The organism is Paenibacillus sp. AD87, from assembly GCF_001659845.1.
GTDB classification, from domain to species: domain Bacteria; phylum Bacillota; class Bacilli; order Paenibacillales; family Paenibacillaceae; genus Paenibacillus; species Paenibacillus marchantiae.
Genome location: NZ_LXQN01000007.1, coordinates 194,096 through 215,389, shown reverse-complemented (window position 1 = coordinate 215,389; position 21,294 = coordinate 194,096). Strand labels below are relative to the sequence as shown.

At 48.9% G+C, this 21,294-nt stretch carries 26 protein-coding genes; 3 read left to right on the top strand and 23 right to left on the bottom strand.

Annotation, left to right across the window (positions count from 1 at the left end):
• Positions 1-69: 69 nt before the first annotated feature.
• The gene (locus gpAD87_RS01085; protein WP_063566677.1) at positions 70-1,557 is read right to left on the bottom strand and encodes a DHA2 family efflux MFS transporter permease subunit; all 1,488 of its coding nucleotides are present in this window, start codon (positions 1,555-1,557) and stop codon (positions 70-72) included.
• 263 nt (positions 1,558-1,820) lie between these two features.
• Positions 1,821-2,168, bottom strand: coding sequence for a hypothetical protein (locus gpAD87_RS01080; protein WP_064635781.1), 348 nt, complete (start codon positions 2,166-2,168; stop codon positions 1,821-1,823).
• A 187-nt stretch (positions 2,169-2,355) separates the two neighbouring features.
• Between gpAD87_RS01080 and gpAD87_RS01075 the strand changes: the two genes are divergently transcribed.
• Together gpAD87_RS01075 and gpAD87_RS32070 are read left to right on the top strand one after the other, a co-directional pair.
• On the top strand, positions 2,356-3,594 hold the full coding sequence (locus tag gpAD87_RS01075) for a glycosyltransferase family 4 protein (RefSeq protein ID WP_064635780.1): 1,239 nt from the start codon (positions 2,356-2,358) through the stop codon (positions 3,592-3,594).
• Positions 3,591-3,764: a hypothetical protein gene (locus tag gpAD87_RS32070; protein ID WP_170867946.1), complete on the top strand. Its 174-nt coding sequence runs from the start codon at positions 3,591-3,593 to the stop codon at positions 3,762-3,764. The genes gpAD87_RS01075 and gpAD87_RS32070 overlap by 4 nt, the downstream gene beginning before the upstream one ends.
• A gap of 135 nt (positions 3,765-3,899) precedes the next feature.
• Here the strand turns inward: gpAD87_RS32070 and gpAD87_RS01070 are convergent, their stop codons facing one another.
• The 19 genes from gpAD87_RS01070 to gpAD87_RS00985 form a co-directional block, all read right to left on the bottom strand.
• Positions 3,900-4,616 (bottom strand): glycosyltransferase, encoded by a 717-nt coding sequence (locus tag gpAD87_RS01070; protein ID WP_064635779.1) that lies wholly within the window; start codon positions 4,614-4,616, stop codon positions 3,900-3,902.
• 234 nt (positions 4,617-4,850) lie between these two features.
• Positions 4,851-5,567 carry a glycosyltransferase gene (locus gpAD87_RS01065; protein WP_064635778.1) on the bottom strand — a complete coding sequence of 239 codons (717 nt, stop codon included), beginning with the start codon at positions 5,565-5,567 and terminating at the stop codon, positions 4,851-4,853.
• Positions 5,564-6,505: an NAD-dependent epimerase/dehydratase family protein gene (locus gpAD87_RS01060; RefSeq protein ID WP_064635777.1), complete on the bottom strand. Its 942-nt coding sequence runs from the start codon at positions 6,503-6,505 to the stop codon at positions 5,564-5,566. The genes gpAD87_RS01065 and gpAD87_RS01060 overlap by 4 nt, the downstream gene beginning before the upstream one ends.
• Positions 6,487-7,314: a dTDP-4-dehydrorhamnose reductase family protein gene (locus gpAD87_RS01055; protein ID WP_064635776.1), complete on the bottom strand. Its 828-nt coding sequence runs from the start codon at positions 7,312-7,314 to the stop codon at positions 6,487-6,489. The genes gpAD87_RS01060 and gpAD87_RS01055 overlap by 19 nt, the downstream gene beginning before the upstream one ends.
• On the bottom strand, positions 7,311-8,297 hold the full coding sequence (locus gpAD87_RS01050) for a polysaccharide biosynthesis protein (RefSeq protein WP_064635775.1): 987 nt from the start codon (positions 8,295-8,297) through the stop codon (positions 7,311-7,313). Before gpAD87_RS01050 ends, gpAD87_RS01055 begins: the two co-directional genes overlap by 4 nt.
• Entirely contained in the window at positions 8,290-9,381 is a 1,092-nt protein-coding gene (wecB, locus tag gpAD87_RS01045) for a non-hydrolyzing UDP-N-acetylglucosamine 2-epimerase (RefSeq protein ID WP_064640695.1), read from the bottom strand. The genes gpAD87_RS01050 and wecB overlap by 8 nt, the downstream gene beginning before the upstream one ends.
• 14 nt (positions 9,382-9,395) lie before the next feature.
• Positions 9,396-11,039, bottom strand: coding sequence for a glycosyltransferase family 4 protein (locus tag gpAD87_RS01040; protein ID WP_231952400.1), 1,644 nt, complete (start codon positions 11,037-11,039; stop codon positions 9,396-9,398).
• Between the two features lie 18 nt (positions 11,040-11,057).
• Positions 11,058-12,197 (bottom strand): CgeB family protein, encoded by a 1,140-nt coding sequence (locus gpAD87_RS01035; protein WP_231952399.1) that lies wholly within the window; start codon positions 12,195-12,197, stop codon positions 11,058-11,060.
• 63 nt (positions 12,198-12,260) lie between these two features.
• Positions 12,261-13,355: a CgeB family protein gene (locus tag gpAD87_RS01030; protein WP_064635774.1), complete on the bottom strand. Its 1,095-nt coding sequence runs from the start codon at positions 13,353-13,355 to the stop codon at positions 12,261-12,263.
• Between the two features lie 56 nt (positions 13,356-13,411).
• Positions 13,412-13,576: a hypothetical protein gene (locus gpAD87_RS31690; RefSeq protein ID WP_157258399.1), complete on the bottom strand. Its 165-nt coding sequence runs from the start codon at positions 13,574-13,576 to the stop codon at positions 13,412-13,414.
• A gap of 36 nt (positions 13,577-13,612) precedes the next feature.
• Positions 13,613-13,954 carry a hypothetical protein gene (locus tag gpAD87_RS01025; RefSeq protein ID WP_064635773.1) on the bottom strand — a complete coding sequence of 114 codons (342 nt, stop codon included), beginning with the start codon at positions 13,952-13,954 and terminating at the stop codon, positions 13,613-13,615.
• 1 nt (position 13,955) lies between these two features.
• A complete protein-coding gene (locus gpAD87_RS01020) occupies positions 13,956-14,255 on the bottom strand; it encodes a hypothetical protein (RefSeq protein WP_064635772.1) in 300 nt (99 codons plus the stop codon).
• Complete coding sequence (locus tag gpAD87_RS01015; protein WP_063566731.1) at positions 14,252-14,590, bottom strand: hypothetical protein; 339 nt, start codon at positions 14,588-14,590, stop codon at positions 14,252-14,254. The genes gpAD87_RS01020 and gpAD87_RS01015 overlap by 4 nt, the downstream gene beginning before the upstream one ends.
• A gap of 23 nt (positions 14,591-14,613) precedes the next feature.
• Entirely contained in the window at positions 14,614-14,901 is a 288-nt protein-coding gene (locus gpAD87_RS01010; RefSeq protein ID WP_063566664.1) for a hypothetical protein, read from the bottom strand.
• A 121-nt stretch (positions 14,902-15,022) separates the two neighbouring features.
• A complete protein-coding gene (locus gpAD87_RS01005; protein ID WP_064635771.1) occupies positions 15,023-15,775 on the bottom strand; it encodes an amino acid ABC transporter ATP-binding protein in 753 nt (250 codons plus the stop codon).
• Positions 15,772-16,482 (bottom strand): amino acid ABC transporter permease, encoded by a 711-nt coding sequence (locus tag gpAD87_RS01000; protein WP_064635770.1) that lies wholly within the window; start codon positions 16,480-16,482, stop codon positions 15,772-15,774. Before gpAD87_RS01000 ends, gpAD87_RS01005 begins: the two co-directional genes overlap by 4 nt.
• Positions 16,483-16,486: 4 nt before the next feature.
• The gene (locus gpAD87_RS00995) at positions 16,487-17,230 is read right to left on the bottom strand and encodes an amino acid ABC transporter permease (protein ID WP_063566661.1); all 744 of its coding nucleotides are present in this window, start codon (positions 17,228-17,230) and stop codon (positions 16,487-16,489) included.
• A 26-nt stretch (positions 17,231-17,256) separates the two neighbouring features.
• A complete protein-coding gene (locus tag gpAD87_RS00990) occupies positions 17,257-18,096 on the bottom strand; it encodes a transporter substrate-binding domain-containing protein (protein ID WP_063566660.1) in 840 nt (279 codons plus the stop codon).
• 294 nt (positions 18,097-18,390) lie between these two features.
• Positions 18,391-18,720, bottom strand: coding sequence for a hypothetical protein (locus gpAD87_RS00985; protein WP_064635769.1), 330 nt, complete (start codon positions 18,718-18,720; stop codon positions 18,391-18,393).
• Positions 18,721-18,985: 265 nt separating this feature from the next.
• Here gpAD87_RS00985 and gpAD87_RS00980 point away from each other — a divergent pair, with 265 nt between their 5' ends.
• The gene (locus gpAD87_RS00980) at positions 18,986-19,522 is read left to right on the top strand and encodes a GNAT family N-acetyltransferase (RefSeq protein WP_064635768.1); all 537 of its coding nucleotides are present in this window, start codon (positions 18,986-18,988) and stop codon (positions 19,520-19,522) included.
• A 142-nt stretch (positions 19,523-19,664) separates the two neighbouring features.
• Here gpAD87_RS00980 and modB read toward each other — a convergent pair whose 3' ends face one another.
• A complete protein-coding gene (modB, locus tag gpAD87_RS00975; protein ID WP_197521345.1) occupies positions 19,665-20,348 on the bottom strand; it encodes a molybdate ABC transporter permease subunit in 684 nt (227 codons plus the stop codon).
• Complete coding sequence (modA, locus tag gpAD87_RS00970) at positions 20,345-21,217, bottom strand: molybdate ABC transporter substrate-binding protein (protein ID WP_064635767.1); 873 nt, start codon at positions 21,215-21,217, stop codon at positions 20,345-20,347. The genes modB and modA overlap by 4 nt, the downstream gene beginning before the upstream one ends.
• Between the last annotated feature and the right edge of the window lie 77 nt (positions 21,218-21,294).

Genomic DNA, 21,294 nt, shown 5'->3' with positions numbered 1-21,294 from the left:
ACAAAAAAGGCAGTTCAGAAGGATGCTCTGAACTGCCTTAATTTATTTTCTTAAGATCGGCTTATAAAATTAGTGTCCCATCATCATTGCAGGATCAGGTTGATCCCCTGTTTGAAGGGTATCTTCCTCCATCCGTTTTGGTTTGCGCAGAATCAGACTGAGCAGGCATCCAAACAAGGCAATACACGCGGCCAGGAAGAAGGTGTCGTTAAAACCAGCCACTAATCCATTCACCATACCTGTAGCGTCAGTAGCTCCAGCTGTATTGCTTGCAATATGGGAAGTCAGGAATCCAGTCAGGCCAGCAACTGCAAAGGACACAACCACTTGTTGTGCAGCAGCAGTAAGCGGGGTAACCCGACCTACCAGCTTACGTGGAGCAGCATTCAGTACATGCGTATTGAGTGGCATCATGGAGAAGCCCATACCCAATCCCATCATAACAAGGCTAAGAATGATCAGACCAAGGCCCGTTTCCGCCGTAATCGAAGACAGAATAAACAGTGCACCCGAGATGATACCCAGACCCACGAAAGCAAGTGGTCTTGCACCAATTTTATCAAACAAACGTCCACCAAGTGGCATACCCACACCCGAAGCCAGCGCCTGCGGGAGCAGAATGAGTCCTGTTTCCAATGCAGTGTAGCCTTTGATTTGTTGCAGATAAAGTGGGATCAAAATCATCGCCCCAAACAAAGCGACTTGTGATACCCATGCCAGAATAATACCCCGTGTGAAATCAGATGATTTGAACACCCGAAGTTCCAACAGCGGATTTTTGTGACGAAGCTCCACGATAACGAACAGGATCAGCGCCACGCCTCCGACAATCACACCTGTCAGTGTTGTTGCAGACGTCCAGCTTGTTCCGCCTTCACTTACACCGTATGCGAGCATCGAGAATGCGATTGGTGCCAGAATCATACCGAGCAGATCAAGCGCAGGCGTGCGTCCACGATCCGTATCCGGCAGGAATTTGATACATAGAATAAAAGCGGCAATACCAATCGGCAGATTGATCAGGAAGATCCAGTGCCAGCTGAATGATTCAATGAACCAGCCCGATAATACCGGACCCAGTGCAGGGGCCAACAGCATCGGAATCCCGAGCATACCCATGATAGAGCCTCTTCTTTCAGGAGGAGCCAGACGGAATACCATCGCCATACCAATCGGCGCAACCATGCCTCCGCCAAGTCCCTGAATGATACGGTAAATAATTAATTGTTCAGGAGATTGCGCGATCGAACATAAGACCGAACCCAGAGTAAACATCGCAATCGTGAACAGAAATACTCTTTTGGCACCGAATCGGTCGGTCAACCATCCCGCCAGCGGAATGACGGCTGACAAGGCCAACGTATATCCTGTAACCGTCCATTGAATGGTCTTCAGATCGGTCTCAAAATATTGAACCAGATTCGGAATTGCCACGTTAACCACCGTGCTGTCCAAGATGACCATAATCATCCCGACGATAATAGCCAGTAGCGGCAGAATAATCGTTTTAATCGAGAATTCCGCCGGGTCCTGGGGTACTGCTGTTTGTTGTTTCAATCTCTCCACTCTCTTTTCCGGCCTGGAGGCATTATCTTTGTATGTGCCTCTCCATCGGCCTTATATTCACGACGTTTCAAACTTTTGTTTTAAACCGTCGTTTTAAACTCTTGTTTAAGCATAGGTTAATTCTAATGAAAATACCTTTGCTGTCAAGCTATTTTTTTATTGAATAGCGGATTACGTATGCATGCCAAAAAATGGACCAGGTCTTCTCCTGCTCCACCCATTTGGTTAATCAATGCTCATTCTGGCGAACTTTGCTAATCTGCCAATTTGATCATCTGATGCTCCGATAGTATACCCAGGGTCTGGCCTTGGTCACTTCTGCAGTACATGCGAATAACCAGATGACTTGGTGTAGAACTGTTGCTAATGATGCGCAGTTCGCACGGATCGGATGAGACTGCGAGATTATAAATAATGTGATTTCCCGTATCCGCCCCAATCCGACAAAGATAGCGATACATCTCCCCACGGGTGTGGCTGATTCCTCCGACAAAGATATCCACATCGTCATTCCCCACAAACGACAATTCAATGTCAATATATCTCACCGGAACAACGGTTTGCAGCAGATTTTCGTGAATCTCCAGCACATATGCGGCCACGGTATATCCCTCCTGTAGAGCAGAGTTGAACCTTTCTCTAGATATGGTATGCCTGCTCTCGTCCATTGCTATTTGCAATCACCCATTTTAATCAATTCCACGGAAATGCCCACCCTTTCTTCTGCTTTTTTTCATAGACTAACAGGATAGAAGATCGGCCTGTGCGGGCCGTGACAAGGAGGTACCTATGAGAGTTCTGCTCGTGACCTATTGGGAGCTTACACAGATGGGTGGAATATGGACATATGTGAAACAGCTGGCTGACAGGCTGATGGCTCTTGGCGTAGAGGTGGATATTATGGGCACCAACGGAGCCAAAAATGAAGTGTACATTCGCAATCTCAATCGTTCCTTCTCCAAAGATAAGGTATGGCCCATGCTTCAAGCCAAACTTAATCCGACAGATTTGCCTCAGTTCACTGCCGATTCTCTCGTAGCTTATTATGAATTGAACAGGTATGCCTTTGAAATGGGAGCCGCCTATCTGGGCGTTGATCATTACGATGTAATCCATGCGCAGGACCCGGTAGCAGCGGTCGCAATGAGACGTATATTAAACCGCAACACACCCATGGTAACGAGTTATCACGGAGCGCTTGCGCGTGAAGCCTTCTACGATGCTCAGAACTCTAACGCGAAGCTCACACTTCCCGAATATTTGAATTCCAAACGTGGACGTTACTTCCTGTCATTGGAAGAGCGAAGCGCTGAACAATCCCAGCTTATTCTGGTCTCCAGCCATTGGATTAAGAGCACACTTACGGACCTTCATGTTCCCGAGTCCAAATTTCGAATTATTCCTTATGCTGTGGATATTCCAGCCTACCGTGCCCAAGCAGCAGTCAAGTTCCGTCAACGCAAGCCAGCGGGCAAAAAAGTGATCGCCTTTACAGGCAGACTGGAGCACATCAAAGGGGTGCATATTCTGGTCAAAGCGCTCTCCAGCCTAAAGAAGACCCGCTCGGATTGGGTCTGCTGGATTGCCGGGGAAGGCAATCTCATGGACGCTTTGCGCTCCCAAGCCAATGATCTTGGCGTGGGTGCTGACATCGTTTTCTGGGGTAAACTCGGCAACATCCCTTCATTCCTGCGCCATGCCGATATTTATGTGCAGCCCAGCTTGCAGGATACGCAGCCTTTCTCGGTTACAGAGGCTCAGCTCGCTGGATTGCCTGTCATTGTAAGCGGTACGGCAGGTATGCCTGAGATGGTGCAGCCTGAACATACCGGTTGGGTTGTGCCACCACAGGATGTCGAAGCCCTCAGCGCACTGTTAAATGCCCTTCTGCAGGATGATGCCACCCGGGCAAGGGTAGGCGCAGCAGCCAAAGCATGGGCTGAACAACATCGATCACTGGAAGAGATGGGATTGCGCACACTGCATGTCTACCAGGAAGCCATTCAGTTGGGAGGTCAGAAAATATGACATTACTAGTCCCCAGTGATTTGTATAATCGCTGGTTCTCCACTCCTGTATCGACGACCCATATCGAGGTGGATTACGCTGTAATGAACGAATTAATGAGGAAGCTGCCCAAAGGGTACGTTTTCCCTGATCCGGCAACCATGCACATTCTCACATCTGAGAAAAATTAGAGTCAATTAACTTTACAAACAGAACAAACAAGAGGATATTCGTTCGTGCCGCACTCACTTAACGGCAACCGAATACCCTCTTTTTATTGCGGTGCGGTTCATTATCTAACATTCGCGCTTCCAAGACTTCTGCCTCTACTTCCAGTAACCGCCAACCTGCAGCAGATTGAGTAAAACGGGCCTATGTTTCGCCTGAACAAGCTCCATCTCGGCTTTCAATGCCTCAAAGTGTTTCTTGGTTCCCATCGATTCATGAACCCGATAACACATCAGTGGCTCATTGTAATAAAACAGTTCATAGAGCGGAAACAGTCTCAACCACATCTCATAGTCATGCGTGTAGCGAAAATCGGTGTCAAATACGCCAAACTTTCGAAATGCATCCATCTCAAGCATCACGGTGCAACCGTTGATTGGGCAACCTTCGGTCAGTACCTGAAGCATCTCCAGACGACTCCCTACTTCTGGTCTCACCGTGTCCATCCATACGCTGTTCGCATCTACATAATGATAAGCCCCGTGACAGAACGAAGCCTTAACGTCAAGCATGAACTTCAGTTGTTTCTCTACCCGGTCCAGCAACATCACATCATCGGAGCTGAGCCAGACAAAGTAATCACCTGTCGCCTGTTTGATACCCTCGTTTAACGCGGTTGCCGTTCCACCATTCTTTTTTCGTATATAGCGAATGCGATCCATGAATGGTTGCAGCCGCTCCACATGCTTCGTAGATCCGTCATCCACCACAATGACCTCAATATGCGGATACGTCTGGTGAATGGCGCTGTGAACAGCCTGCTCGATGTACGCGCAATTATAAAAAGGAATGACAATTGATACTTTCGGCTCCATTCGGTCCTCCCCTTTCTCCGCGTGAATAATACCATTCTCCCTATTATATGAGGATAGATCCGTTAGGTATCAGGCATCTGTAGCATAGCGACGCATAAATTACGCACATGGAGCATTTTGCATCAATCCAAAGAGCGGCTTTCAATCAGTAAGATATAGATCGAAATGCTTATAAAAAATAAAGAGGGCGTTATTCGGCCAACTCGCGGCCTCCATAACCCCCACCAAAGTTCGTTATCCCCCCATGGCAGCAATCCGCTGCAACAAAGGCTCCCGATATCGGGACCATACCATAGAGGCCTCCCGGCCGATGGCATCCGTATGACGTACCGTCCCCATTCCCCCGTGCCGTCGATATGCCGTAAGTGATTCGTTCAGATATGGAAAACGATGGCCATTCAGCAAAATACGCATCCATAGATCCAGATCATGCGTATAAGGCAACAGTTCATCGAACAGGCCCACCGCACTAAACAGATCCCTGCGGATCATCACGGTACAGCCGTTCACCGGATTGCCGTTCACGAAGAGGCGCAGCCAATCCGGTTCGGCCATCGCTTCTGCTCCCCCGTTCAGCTTGGTCACTGCAGAGTGCTCATTAATGTAATTAAAGTTGGTATGTGAGATGAGCACATTCTCCCGTTGCATAAATTCAACCTGATGACGAATCTTATTTGGATATAAGAGATCATCTGAACTCAGCCAGGCGATATATTCCCCGGAGGCATGACGAATGCCGTGATTCAGAGCCGAGGCTGTACCGCCGTTGCTTTTGCCAAGAACATAAATGTAGGGAAGATACGGCTGAAGCAGCTCTTCATGCCGGGTAGAGCCATCGTTGACGATAATGATCTCCACATCGGTATATGTCTGGTTCAGTGCACTCTGGATCGCTTGAGGTACATAGGGACAATTGTAAAACGGAATGACAATGGACACTCTCGGATTCATGTAGTCGCCCTCCCCTGCTGAGTACGAACATCGCTCAGAATGTCCTGAAGAGATTGGGTAAATGGAATCAGCGGCTGCCAGCCCAACTTACGCAGTGCCGAGAACTCCTCCTGATCTCCAGCCCCGTCCGGACCGGAAGAAGCTCCGTCCCAGCGTACAGGCACCTGCGCTTCGGTCATGGTTAGCAGCGTATCCGCAATCTCTCCGAGGCTGCGCTCCGTGCCCGATACAACTGGATATACCTTACCCGTTGTGCCTTGAACAAGCAGGGTCGCATATGCCCGGACCGCGTCCCGCACATCTAGAAAATCACGGGTATTATCCCGGCCGGATAGACGAAAGGCCTCCGTCTTACCTTCCTGTTCACAGGCAACAATATGACGTGCCAGCAGCGAACATATGCCCGTTGAAGGACCTGCCCCGATCAGGTTTCCCGGCTCAGCCAGCATAATCTGCTGTCCAAAAAGAGACATCCATGATAGAGAGACCATTTCCTCTAATGCTTTGCTGAGACTATACGGGTGCGGAGGCTGCGGTGGCCGACCGGGTTCAGGAGTATACTTTAATCGGGAGCCCACAATAACGGTCCGTGCCGCCGGACAGCTTCTTAGTGCATCCAGCAAATAGAGAACAGCCATGACATTGGTCTCTAGCACCAGCAGCGGATTGGACCACGAATCGGGAACGGAATTTTTGCCTGCAAGATGCAGCACATAATCCGGCTTCACCTCTTCAATCAGAAGACGGACTTGCTGCTTATCGTTAAGATCACAGACATGTACAGCCACACCATCGCCAAACGAATGTATACCTGCCCGCCTGACCACTGCTGCGACCGCCGTACCGGCTGCCTTGAAATAAGCAACCGCATGCCGTCCAGTGAAGCCAGAAGCACCCGTGATCAGTACCTTTTTGCCAGTTAGCTCTGCTCCATCCATAATGCCAGCTCCTTCAGCATCGTAGAATAATCCGGAAGGTCTGTCTTCACATCCTCACGTGTGGAAACTAACGTGCGGTCCTGCACAACGCTATCATCGGGTAAGATAACAACATCCTGTTTATCCCATGTCTGCTTGAACAGCACAAGCAGGTCATGCTTGCTGACAGGCACCGGATGAGCCAGATGGATTAGACCACTGACCGGCGATGCCAGATAATGATCTACCCATTTGGCCAGTTCAAGGGTGGTCACCCCATTCCAGAAGACGCGTGTATATCCGCCAACCTCACCTGTGCAGGACATGAACCAATGCATCAGACCAATGCCGCCTTTCCGAATTTCGGGTCCTATAATGGACGTACGGATCGTCAGATGTCCCGCATCCTGAACTTCACCCAGTGCTTTTGTGATTGCATAGGCCGATGTTCCATCGGTAATATCATCCTCACGGTACGCCCCCCGGTCCCCACTAAACACACAATCTGTACTGATGTGGATCAGACGTGCACCGATCGTGTCAGCGATCCGCCGCAAACGATGCGGCAGAAATCCATTAATATGATAAGCGGTAATTTTGTCTTCATCTGCAAAGCTGTTCAAAACACCCACCGCGTTAACGATGACATCCGGGTGCACCACCTCCACCAGACGGTCGACCATAAAGCAGTCATTTACATCCAACAGAAGACCGTTAGGATCAGACACATCCCGAGTCGTGTAGAAAACGCTATGCACGCCTTGACGGCGGAAATAGTCGACCAAAATATGGCCGGCCATTCCGTTCCCCCCAAGTATCAGCAGCTTCATGACAGGAACCCTCCGCGTTGCAGAATGTCACGAATCTCCTCTTTGGTCATTAGCTGATGCTCGGAACTGAAGCTGCTGAAGGATACTGGAGGACAGTTCGTATAATGTTCCTTCAACCCCGGTATGCCGAGTGTAGGCAAAATCACCAAGTATTGCTCATCGTATACCACTGTGGTCATACTCTCGAATTCACTCATCAGAATTTCGTGAATCTTCTCACCAGGCCGAGTACCACGCTCCACAATGGAGACATTCTCCACACCTGAATCCTCAATCAGTACTTCTGCCAGATCCACGATTTTGCACGTTGGCATCGTCATGACAAAAATCTCACCACCGACACTTTCCACCGAAGCCTTGAAAAGCAAGGTAATTGCATCTTTCAGCGTGAGAAAGAATCTAGTCATTTTCATATCCGTAATGGATACTTGACCTTTGGATCGAATCTGATTTTTGAATAAGTGCACAACACTGCCGTTCGTTCCAAGTACATTTCCACCACGTACGGTGACAAACCGCGTATTGCTGTGAAGCAGATTGGCATATACGATCAACTTCTCACCGATCGCCTTTGTCATGCCGTAGAAATTGGATGGATTGGCGGCCTTGTCGGTCGAGATGTAAATGACTTTTTCTACATTATTTTCAATCGCAGCTTCGATAACATTCTGTGTGCCAATCACATTGGTTTTGAGTGCTTCATAAGGTTGGTCTTCACACACCGGTACATGCTTGAGTGCTGCGAGATGAAATACATAATCCACATGTTGACATGCAACGGTTAAGGCATCCTTGTCTCGAATATCACCAATGCGAAAATGAAGACGCGGGTCTTCGAATTCACGACTCATCGCCACTTGGCTGGACTCATTCCGGGAGTAAACGATAATCTCCTTGGGCTGCTGGGGCAGCAGTTGAGCCACAAGTTCATAACCCCATGATCCCGTACCGCCAGTCACGAGTATACGCTTATTTTCAAACATGCAATTTCCCTCCAAGCAGAAATTTGACCACTTTACTGGATACATCGGTTGCTTTGTAGCCATGTGGACAATCCCAGTCGTTTGACATTTCGGTCATTACTTTCACACAGCCCGCAATACGCTCCGCATCCAGACCTGAGACCACATTGCTGCCGCAATCCACCGTCTCCGGTCTTTCTGTTGTGCGACGCATGGTTACCGTTGGCACACCCATGATGCAGCACTCCTCCTGTACGGTACCACTATCCGTAAGTGCACAGCGTGCATGTCGCTCCAGCATCACGAAGTCGAAAAAACCGAATGGTTCGTGAAATTCCACCAGCGGGTGCATCTCCAGTTGCAGATGCTCGGCGATTCGAATAGCCGTTCGAGGGTGAATGCTGCATATGACTCGCATGGCATGTTCTTCAGCAACCTGGTTCAAACCTTTCATAATCTCCAGCAAATGAGGAGGGTGATCCACATTCTCCGCCCGGTGGGCCGTAACCAAAAAATATTGCCCGGACTTCAGCTTCAATTTCTTCAGTATTTTGCTGGAACTTACCTGTGCGTCGTAGTAACGCATCACTTCATAGATCGGGTTCCCTGTCAGCACAATTCGGCGACTAGGTACCCCTTCACTAATCAGATGTTTCTTACTCTGTTCGGTATACGGCATATTAATGGTGGAAATGGCGTCGATAACCCTGCGATTTTTCTCTTCGGGCACATCCAGGTCAAAGCATCGATTACCAGCTTCCATATGAATGACGGGTATACCCATCCGTTCAGCCAGAACAGCACACAATGCACTGTTCGTATCACCGAGCAGCAGCACTTTATCCGGTTGCTCCTGATTTAATAAATCCTCCATTTGCGTAAACATTGAGGATAACTGTCGACCCAACGAGGCCGCTTCATCCTGAAGGATGTAGTCCGGCGCACGCAAGCCCATTTCCTTGAAGAAAAGACCGCTGAGACTTTCCGTGAAGTTCTGTCCCGTGTGTACCAGAATATGTTTGGTCGCGTACTGGTCCAGCTTGGAAATGATCAGGCTGAGCCGTATAATTTCAGGTCGCGTACCCAGCACCGTCATGATCTTCATCGTAATCCCTGCCTTCATCGTCTATTGGATAATCTCCGGCGAACCCGGCTTCGTTTGGCTTTGCCAGGCGCACGTTTGCGAACAGTCGGTTGCACCACGCGCACACGTTGTTTCCTCTTTTTGCTTGCCTTCAGCTTCCTCCTGCCTGTTCCCGTTCCTCGCTTCATTCGGTCACGGATCCTGCTGCGGTGGATTGAATGCGGGTAACGACTTCTTCCTGATCTATGGCTTGAGCGAGGTTCTGTATCTTCATGAACAGGCTGACCTATGGCAAGCGGAGGCAAGGGCGAGAGTGGCAACGCCTGAATCACAGTCAATGGGAACAATCGTGCCCGAACCGAAGCCGGTTCCAGAATCAGCACGGTTCGCAAACGTCCCTCACCCCATGCGTACACTGGACCATTCGGAGGCTGAATGTACGGAAACCATCCGGGAAAACGCATCAACCACTGTGTCACCATCGTATGCAGCTTTGCCCTGTAGGTTTCAATCCCGTACAGCTTTTCCGCTTCTGTCCGATTACGCCAACCGGTGTCGGAGGCCAGTTCAGGATCATTCAGCAGAGTTGTTGCCAGAGTAGTAAGCGCCTGAGAATCCCCGGCCGGGGCCAAAAATGCACCGCTGCCTACCGATTCCAACAATTCCTTGAGTCCGCCCTGGGCAAAAGCGATAACCGGTTTGGCGAAATAAAGCCCCTCCAGCGCGGTCATGCCAAATCCTTCTTTGACCATGCTCGGAATGACCACCATGTCCATAGCCGTATAGGCTAGAGATACATTCTCTTCAAACGGCGTAAAGGTAAATCTGCGATAATAACCGGATTTTTTCACCCGTGATACACATTCGTCATAGTACTTTTTGTCCGCTGATGTACCAATAATCCAGAAACGGCAGCGCGGATGGGTTTCACACAATTGCAAAGCCATATCCACAAAAGGTTTCAGACCTTTGGCATCATATATGAAGGAAGAGATGTAACCGATACAGATCTGTGATGGCTTAAAACCAAGCTCTTTGCGTTTGCGTTCCCTCAAGTGAACCCATCGCTCCGGGTCCGGTAAGGCCGGGTCCCAGGTTGGGGAGATCACGGTTAATTTGGCACTCATGCCGGCTTGTTTGAATGGTGCTACTGCACTTTCGGATATGCCTATGATCCAATCGGAGTAACGCTCAATCATCTGTACAGCTTCGTTTGTATGTTCATTCAACGCAATAATCTCGGTAATCTTCCAGATCACCGGAATTTGCAGAGACTTAGCTGCTACGGCAGGCATCACATTGACACAGGTATTCGTTAACACCAGATCAGGTGCAGTCTCCCTGATGAGGGAGACCACGTCCTGATAAGCTGGTTTATGGCGAAGCTGTTCTGCATCCGTTGCAATCCCCCGGTAAGGTGTGTACACACCGTGAAGCATCGGCAGGAAGCATACTTTGACCTGAATATCGAATCTCCGTGCAAGTCCGGCAAGCTTTCCTTCCTGAGGAACCACGAGCACACAATCAAAGATGGAACCCATCTCTCTCATAAAATGAAGCAACAGCTTCTCCGCACCCGTAATGCTGCGGGTGTTGCACACATGGGAAAACAACATGAGTTTAGGTTTAGTCGCCATGGCTGCACGGACCCTGAATACGAATATCAGGGTTCTGTGCACACCTCCTTCCGGACAGGATTAAGGGAATATAATACTCAGCAGTTCGTTGATTCTTTTGCCATACGTGTGATCCTTTAATGTCCGTTCCAGTCCTCGAAGTGCAATCTCACGGCGCTCTTTCTCATGAGTGAGGTAGTATTCAACCTTATCAAGCAGCTCCTGAGGAGAAGAGTAAGTCTCGATTTCTACACCTGGTTTATAGAAACGTGCCAGATCATCCCGTGCATCGGTCAATTGAAGGGTCGTGGAAGCTGCAATTTCAAATGTTCTCGGATTCGGGGAGGCTGGTGGAATTTTAACATGGTTGTTGTTAACGGAATCGTCTTCGTGGGAACGGTGAAGGTTGATGACAATTTTGGTACCGTTATAAACATCGTTCGTTTCCTGAGGACTCATCCAACGACCCAATTCAATCTTCTCACCGTAAGCAGCATAGTCAGGCAGGCGATCCCACCAGATGCCATTAAATACGGTATTGTGTGACATCAGCTGTGCCATGATTGGGTTGAAGAAATACACCCGGTTCCAGTAGGCCGATCCGATAAAACTGACTTCCCGGTGGAGCGGAGAAGGTGTCGTGATTGGGAAGTAATGATTAGTGAATGCAGCAAAGGGCAGGTAGTGAACTGAAGGGCAGCCGTTTTGTCGATACAACTCGACACAGTTCAGTTCCAATGTGAACACATGGTCGAAATGCTGCACTGTCTCAAGCGTCATATCCGTATAGTACGGATCATCCGTGAGCCAAATTGCCGTCTGAATGCCTGCTTGGCGGATTGCATCGAGATGTTCCAGTGGAATATCCATACCATCCAGTACAAGCACCAGGTCAGGGCGGGTTTGCAGCGCAATTTCAGAAACAGGCTGGCGTGGATCGGAAAGAGTTACCTGGGCAACCATGCCCTGTAATGTTGCCATGATAGCTTCGTCCAGTGGGGAATATGGGAAACCTTTACCCGAAGATACATACAGCACGTGAAGCTGCCGGAAAGGCAGTGGTTCCTGTGCACAATTGACGATATAGTTGGCACGGCCGCGCAAATATCCTTCTTCCTTGCCCGCATCATATCCGGCATGTTGCCCGTTTTTGCGTGCTTGGTCAGCCAGACTGAGCACTGGTGCATGAGACTTTCTCGTTTTACGGTGTTTGAGAGACATACCGCCACTCCTTTTATTTTTGGGATAGGATTCTCTAACTCTTGCTGTTCTGCAGAAAGTGATTTACACGTGTTCCAGCAGCTGAGCAATACGACGAGTGAACGTATGCTGGTTCAGTGTGGTAAGCAGCCCACGCCAAGCTAGGGCTCGCCGTTCCTCTTCATGGTGCAGATAATATTTGATTTTGCGCTGAAGTTCAGCCGCGGTTGTAAAGGTCTCGATGTCATATCCAGGCCGGTAGTAGCGTGGCAGATCATTGCGTGCATCCGTTATCTGCATCGTGCCACAGGCGCTGATCTCATACGTCCGCGGATTAATGGAATGACCTTGAAGATGATGCGTATTGCGATTGTCTTCCCCATTCTCGCAAGTCCGGTGAACGTTAATCACGATTTTGGCGCCATTGTAATAATCCACTGTTGCTCCCGGATCAATCCAGCCCTCATGGATAAATTGGCCCATGATGTCGAAGCGTTTCAGCCGGTTCCACTGACTGCCGGCAATGAATACCTTTTTGTCCGCCAGAAAAGGAGCCAGCTCGTCGAACAGTGCAATTCGATTCCAGAATCCGGTACCGATAAAACAAATGTCATACTGATGCTGCGGCCCCGTACGCCTTGGCTGAAACATCCCCGGGTTCACTGCCAGCGGCATATAGACCACCCGACCCGCTCCATGTGCAGTATAGAACGGCACAGCCGCTTCCTCATGCGTGAACACAACATCATAATGCTGGCAAATGCTTGTCGTATCTTCGGTAAAATAAGGGTCATCCACAAACCATACTGCTGTTCGAATTCCCAGTCCCCTTATGCCATTCACCTGTTCCAGATGATCGGGGGGAAATACGTGTAGTCCATTCATAACCAGCACCAGGTCAGGCCTGTGCTGGCTGGCTTCCTGCAGCATGTTTGCCGGCGATCCGACAACACATTCACGAACAGATTGCTGCAAGGCTCCAATGACGCCTTCATCGATGGCATCAAATCCTTGCGGAATGTACAGCACTTTCATATTCCGCACGGTCGGCTCATACATCTGCACTCTCTCCATCATGGCCTGACAGCCGCCAAATCTGCGGCCTTCTGCATATCCGCCACGGTAAGCTATCTCCGCTTCTGTAGGCGGCCGGTGTCGTCGTTTTGCCACATCCTTCACCCTGTCTTCCTTCAGGAGATCCCACTTTCAGATTCTCCCCGAGATTGGTGTTCCCTCTAAAGGATATGCCCCGGGGTCAGATGCATCATGGACGGGTGTCCTGCAAGGCGCAAAATTGGCGTCTGCCCTCCACATCCGCCTGCACGGGCATGTCCGCTTTTGCGGCGATACAAATAACCCGGAGGGATCCGTCCCCCCGGGCAATCGTTGTCACTGGACATGCATCTATAGTCATCCGAAAATGCACACCTATTCTGTTATTGCGCTTTGTAAGCCAACTGATGTCCGTCCTCGAATCCCTTGGCGAAACCCGCGTTGAATCCCTCGTTGTACGCCTCGTTGTACCCCTGGCTGTAGGCGCTGTCCGGGTTCGGATCGGTAGGGGTAGCCGGGACGAACGGTTGTGCAGGCTTCACACTCCGGTGCCGTCGTACCGCACGTTTCTTTTTTTTAAGCCACGCACTGCGTCCTTTGAGGGTACGTTTGTGCAGTACACGTTTGCCTTTGACCGCACGCAGTTTACGGATTTTACGCAGACGGGTCCCGCGAGCAAGCAGAGCTCTTTTGGTTCTCAGACGTATTTTTTTCTTCTTTAACATGTCAACATTCCTCCTGTATGTTCCGGACCATGCGTATCGCATATCCAGGGTCTTTGAGCCATGGCATACCAGGCTCCCCATGCTGGATTCGGGCCAGCCTTATCCCCGTAACCATCCGGGACATCTCCTCTTGATAACGGCTCAGCAAACGAATGTTCTCGGCCAGACTGCGGGCGGATACTTCCGAGTGGGCAGACACGCTGGCCACACTGTCCAGAATGCGGGCGAGCGCCTGCTGACTGTGTGCAATGGACTCAATGAGGGACAGTTTCGCTTCCTGCTCACGCCGCAACAGACTCATTTTCCGAGATCCCCCATATCCATGCCGCCAAACATGCCACCGTCCATGCCGCCTTCTTCACCATCGTTCTGCACCATGATGGCCTTCAGGTTGTTGCATAATCCGGTTTCCATTCGGGTCAATCCTTCCAGTATTTCCACCAGCTGATCATGCATTTTGAGTGGCTCTGCCACCTGATCGCTATGCGTCAGAAAAGACTCACCATTCAAATGATTTAACGCCCAGTTCCTTACCTTCTCGGCTTCAATCGCCTTGGCCTCCAATATCAGGGCAATATTCCACTGCATTTTGGCTGCTGCATCCAGCATCAGTATGAGACTTTGTTCTCTGCTCATGTCCATTCACCCGCCTTCCGGGCTTATTCTTCCTCTTGACCCGCCATCTCCCGCATCACCTGGGTCAGCGTTTCGGCTACGGCTTCTTCCAGGTCTGCCAGGCCTCCCAAATAGGAGATGATGCTTTTGTTGATTTGTCCCGAGCTATCCAGCAGACCGTCAACGCCATCCAGCTCCGGTTCGATATCCGGCAAATGATTGATGATTTCAGACATGCGCACAGCGACTTGACGTTTGGCATCCAGTACACGCGCAACCTGCTGGTGAGAATGTGCAATATGTGTGAGTATTTCATCGATTTTGCTCTGCATGGTCCTCCTCCTTACCGTCACGGCCTGCTTCACCCATAGAAAAACCCGGCCTATCAGCATTTGCCTGCTACAGCATATGCCGGGCCGGGATCGTCAGTTACTCCAGCTTGCGCCTATATCGTCAGATGACATAACTCCAATCAGATGAGTAACGGCTGAGGAATTGGCGAGTACGTTCCTGTTTGGGCCGCACAAATACTTCCTCCGGTGTTCCTTCTTCCACTACGGAACCCCCGTCCATGAATACAACTCGATTCGCCACTTCGCGGGCAAAACCCATTTCATGGGTGACAACAATCATGGTGATGCCCTCCTGGGCAATCGATCGAATGACCGACAGCACCTCCCCTACAAGTTCAGGATCAAGCGCCGAGGTTGGTTCATCGAACAGAATGACCTCTGGATTCAGTGCAAGCGCCCGAGCAATGCCTACCCGCTGCTGTTGTCCACCTGACAGCATGCTGGGATACTCATTAATTTTGGCGGACAGGCCCACTTGTTCAAGTACACGCAAGGCTCGTTCACGTGCATCGGCTTTGGACATTTTCTGGGCGATGATTAATCCTTCCGTTACGTTATCCAGCACCGTTTTATGTTTGAACAGGTTATAATGCTGGAATACCATCGCCGTTTTTCGCCGCAACTGCACAATATCATGTTTGCGGGCATGCTTGCAGTCTACGGTTAATCCGCTGATCTGTACCTTGCCCTCATCGGCACGTTCAAGAAAATTCACACAGCGCAGCAATGTCGTTTTGCCGGAGCCACTTGGTCCAAGAATGGCAACAACATCCCCCTGCTCCACAGTCAGATCAATACCTTTCAACACTTCCTGCTGACCAAAAGATTTGTGTATATTCGTCAGTGATATCATGACACCCCTCCTTTGCTGTACACGGCAACTCTGCGTTCCAGCAAAGCTGTAATCCGTTCGACAATCACCGTCAGACCCCAATAGATCAATGCGGCAGCAATGAAAGCCTCCAGAAATTTCAGACTGACCGAAGCCACCACATCCGCTTTCCCGAGAATATCCATCTGTGATACGGTAAACGCGAGTGTTGATCCATGCAGGAAACCAACAAACATACTGCACAGATTCGGCAGAACCGCACCCACCGCCTGCGGTAAAATAATGCGTCTCATTGCCTGGGAGGTACTCATGCCCACGGCATGTGCAGCTTCCATCTGCCCAGTGTCCACTGCAAGAATACCGGAACGGATAATCTCGGACATATAAGATCCGGCAGTCAACGAGAAGGCAATGAGCACGAACACCAGAATCGGAATGGAGGAAGACTGAAAGGCCCAGCCGTTCCGGGCTGCAAGCTTGTCGATGATCAACGGAATCCCGTAATAGATTAGAAACAAATGCATCAGCATTGGTGTCCCCCGAAAAAACGAAACATAGAAATCAGCGATCCGGTAGACCCAGGGAACCTTATAAATTCGGATTAAAGCAGTAACCAGACCAATGCCAAAGCCTGCGATCAACGGTACAATCGTAATGACGAGTGTCAGTGGCAATGCCTTTAGAATCTGAAAAAAAGATGTGTAGATAAAGTTGAAATCAATAGACATTCGCTCACCCCGCTATTCGTTTCAGGCGTTCAGCTCTTACCACTGGCCCAGGTACTTCTTTCTTACGTTCATGACGCTGGAGTCTGCGTTCTGCGATAGCAAACCCTTTTTCAAGTACAAGCACGATAACATAGTAGACAATCGACAGACTGATATACACTTCAAGTGCATGCGATGTAGCCGAGATCAGTGTTTGCCCCCTGCCCACCATGTCCATGACCCCAATCGAAAAAGCAAGTGACGTATCCTTTAACGAGCCAATCAACGTATTCGCCATATTTGGAAAAGCAACGATAAGCGCCTGCGGAACCACAATGCGCCGAAACGACTGAAACGTGGTCAAGCCCGCAGCATAAGCCGCTTCCGTCTGACCCTTGTCCACACTGCGTACAGCTCCGCGAAAGATTTCGGCAAAGGACGCTGCATCACTTAACGCATAAGTCACGATGACAAATACCAGCGGATCGGTCCTGGACAGATCGACGCCTATAGGCTTGAGCAATTCAGGTAATCCGTAGTAGACCAGAAACAACTTGATGAGAATCGGTGTGCCCCGCATGAAAGAGACGTACAGGGTCGCGAGCTGGCTCAGCACCGGAATCCGGTATAACCTCGGAACCGCCAGAAGCACACCGCCCACCAAACCGAACACAATGGAACCGCCCAGTACAATCAGTGTAATATGCAAATATCGCAGCAGTTCAGGGACGAAATCCAGAACTAATGACAGATCGAATGATTTACCCATAACCGTCGCTCACCTTTCTCAACGAACTATTCCTCAACCGTGTAGTCGGCCCCCAGCCACTCTGTGCTCAATTTGCTCAATGTTCCATCTTCCTTGATTGATTTGAGCGCTTCATCAATTTTTGTTTTGAGCTCTTCCTCATCCTTGTTCAGAATGAAATACACTTTGGAATTGGACAGAGCCTCTCCCACAGTTTTTAACTGTGCATCCACCACTTTATTTTGATAATCGATGGCAAACTGCGTGCTGATGGTTGCATCCACTCGGCCTGTTTTTATCTGGGTATTCGTATCTTCTCCTGCTCCGGAATACACAATGTCGATGGCATTTCCATTCGCTGCATTCCATTTCTCAGCCAGTACAGCCGCATTACTCGTAGCGCCAACAATCAGTTTTTTACCTTTCAGATCCTCGATGGATTTTACATCCTGGTTTTTCTCGCTTACAACGATTTTATTAGGGAAAATGTTATATGCCTCGTCATTAAAAAGGAACTTGGCCTGTCTCTCTTCATTCACTTCCATCTGGTGAGCGATCAGGTCTATTTTCTTCGTTTCAAGACTAAGCAATAGGTTTTTAAATTCCATTGTACTGAACTCGAATTCATATTCAGGCAATCGTTTATCAATCTCGCGGATCAGTTCTACATCGTACCCCGTCAGCTTGCCATTCTCATCAATAAAGCAAACATTCGGGAATTGAGTACCTGTACCCACAATGATCTTCTTCACTTTATCTTGACCGGACGCAGATGCGGAATCCGATTCATTCGATGCATTGCCTGAACTGCAACCCGCCAGTACCACCAACATAGTAATGAACAGCAATGCTGTCCGGAATTTCTGAATCCCCCATTGATTAACCATTCCCGATCTCCTCCACAGGCTGTTATTTCAGCCAATATGATGTGTACTCCCATTCCTCATCTTTGATTTAACTAACCATTCACACTTGTATAGTCGGAATTAGGTTGAACAAAGAATAGCATCGTATGTCATACCTAGGCAATATATATGTTAATAGGACATCCTGATAACGTTATAGAACTTCTCTATGCTTCACCCGTTCCCTGATCCAAAAGTAAACCAAAAGAAGCAATCCTCCAACCAGGCTGGGGATCGCTTCTTCAATTGCAGATCATATTAAATTCAAATACGCATCTATCTGCGACTAGCCCATTTAATCTTACGAGCTACTTCTATACGCTGCAGTTGCAAGAGTCCGATTCGTTCTTCAAACTTCTTACGTTCATCCGTTGAATGGGCCGCGTGAATCTGGTGGCAGAGACCTGTTAGTTTACTGTTGATATAATCAAATCTCATCCATAATTCTTCTTCAGGTGTGCGCTGCTCCGCTTCCGGCTGAAATATTTTGAGCTGGTGGATAAGGGACTGCTGCCATTCCTGATCCTTGATTTGGATGGCAAAATGCAAAAGATCCAGATAGTCGTCGATTTGCAACGATATACCGCAATCAGGTTTCGTATTCATTAGTCGTCTCTCCTTATTTCAGTTCTTGGCTGGAATCAGTTAGTTCTATTTTACAGGATAGAGCATGGTTTAGGCGAGTCCTGAAACGAGTAAAATTGGAAAAAGTTTTGTCATTTTTACATATAGAAGCTTTCGATGGGCTTATAGACAGATCTGATTCGAGAATTATATTCCAACCATGAATTTCATGATAAAATAACACCAAAATATTAAACCAACTTAACAGGTTGGAATAGTTAATTTTTATAGAAGGGATTGATCGACCATGACCGAACAATACCGATTGGCTACACTTGAAGATGCCGAACAATTGCAGGCTGTTACCGTTGATGCCTATGAGACAATTCGGGCCCTGAACATTCCTTTTCCAGCCGGACACGCTACACTGGAAGTTATCCAGAATAATATTGTACAGCATGAATGCTATATTCTTGAAAAAGCCGGAGAAATCATTGCCACGGTTACCCTTGATCGAGCCGAAGATGTACAACGGCAAGCCATCAGCCCCTATCCTTTCATCCGCTGGTTCGCGGTAAGTCCGGCCCATAAAAGCCAGGGATATGGCTCTAAACTATTGGATTGGGTTGAGCAACATATCATTCTACAGAAGCTTGATGCCCCTGCCGTATTTCTGGCAACGGCGACCCGCCATCCTTGGCTTGCTCCCATGTATGAACGCCGGGGATATGAACCCTTTCACCACAAAACAGTACAGACACCTGAACGGCAGGAAGAGATTGTATTTATGATCAAAACGCTCGACCCTGCCCGTTATAAGACACCTTCTGTTCAAACAGGCTGAACAAAAATCGGCTGGATGAAAGTAAACATACATGATATCCCATATATGCGGCCTGCGCAAATGAAAACCCGCTCCGAGGGAAGATTCCTTGAGCGGGTTTTTGAATGCTAATCCTTATCACTTTCACTTTAAACGGCCCAAATTATGCTTTCCCGTCGCGCGGCTGTCTGGTTAAGAGCAGCATGATAAACGAAATGATAATAATAGAGCCAGTCCACATCCAGGCCATCGTCTGATTGCCCGAATCCACTGCAACATAGATCGCAGTGGGTACGGTTTGCGTTTTGCCTGGAATATTACCTGCGATCATGAGTGTGGCCCCGAATTCCCCCAGTGCACGAGCGAAACCTAGGATGAAAGCTGTCATCAACGCTCTCCCTGCAAGCGGAAGTGAGATATAACGAAATACCTGCCATTCATTCGCTCCGATGGAGCGGCCTGCATCTTCCAGATCCTTATCAATCCCGCTAAAGCCGGATTTCATCGTCTGATATACCAATGGGAAAGCAACCACTACCGAGGCAATCACGGCAGCCCACCAGGAGAAAATGACAGGTGCGGAGAAAATAGCTTCAATCCATTGTCCGAGCAGGCTCTTACGCCCCAGTAACACGAGTAAGATGAATCCGACCACGGTCGGCGGAAGCACGAGCGGAAGCATAAATGCCGTTTCCAGAACAATTTTGCCACGGAACGAGGTACGGGACATCTTCCAGGCCACAGCGATGCCAAACACTGCTGCGATCACACTGGACAACAGCGCAACTTGAAGGGATAGACGAACCGGTGGCCAGAATACCGCCCAGTCTATTGCGCTCACATTCATTCCGGAATGGAGAACCCGTACTTGGCAAATACATCAAGCACTTCAGGCGTTTGCAAATACGTGTAGAATTGTTCTGCTTCTGTCCGGTGCTTCGTACCTTCAATAATCCCTACTGGATAATTGGCTGGTGTATAGCTGTTCTTGTCCACTTCAAATGCAATTTTCACCTGATCAGAAGTGAGTGCATCCGTTTTGTACACAAACCCCGCATCCGCATTGCCTGTTTCTACATATTGCAGAACCTGTCTGACATCCTTGCCTTGTACAAGCTTACCTTCCAACTGATCCCACAGTTTGGCATTGGTCAGTGCTTCCTTCGCATAGGTTCCTGCAGGCACACTTTCCGGTATACCAATCGCTACGGTCTTGATGGAATCAGCCGTCAGATCCTTCTCGCTTGTTACGGTATCTGAACGATCCGCTGGAATAATGGCTACCAATGAATTTTGCAGCAAATTCGTCTGATCACCGGATGCAATCAGCTTCTCATCCACGAGCGCGTTCATATTTTTGGTCGCAGCCGATACAAAAACATCTGCTGGCGCGCCTTGTTCAATTTGCTGTTGTAATGCACCGGATGCACCAAAGTTGAAGTTAAGCTCCACATTGGGATTCGCGGCTTCAAAATTCGTTTCAATTTCCTTCATGGCATCCGTGAGACTGGCTGCCGCTGAGATCGTTAGCTCCACCTTTTCCTGAGGATCTGTTGCCCCGGACGTTGAACTCTCACCTGATGTCGCTGGTGTTGTACCCGTTTGTTCCATTGCTGTGGATGTATCTTTACTGTCCGTGCTTGCACCACAACCGGCCAGTACGAGAGCCAGTCCAAGTGACATACTCCCCAACACATATCCAATACTCTTTTTCATCTACTTCTCCCCCGATGTTATGTTTAGTTATAACTAGATATAATTAATTATATTTCATTATACATAAGATCATTGAA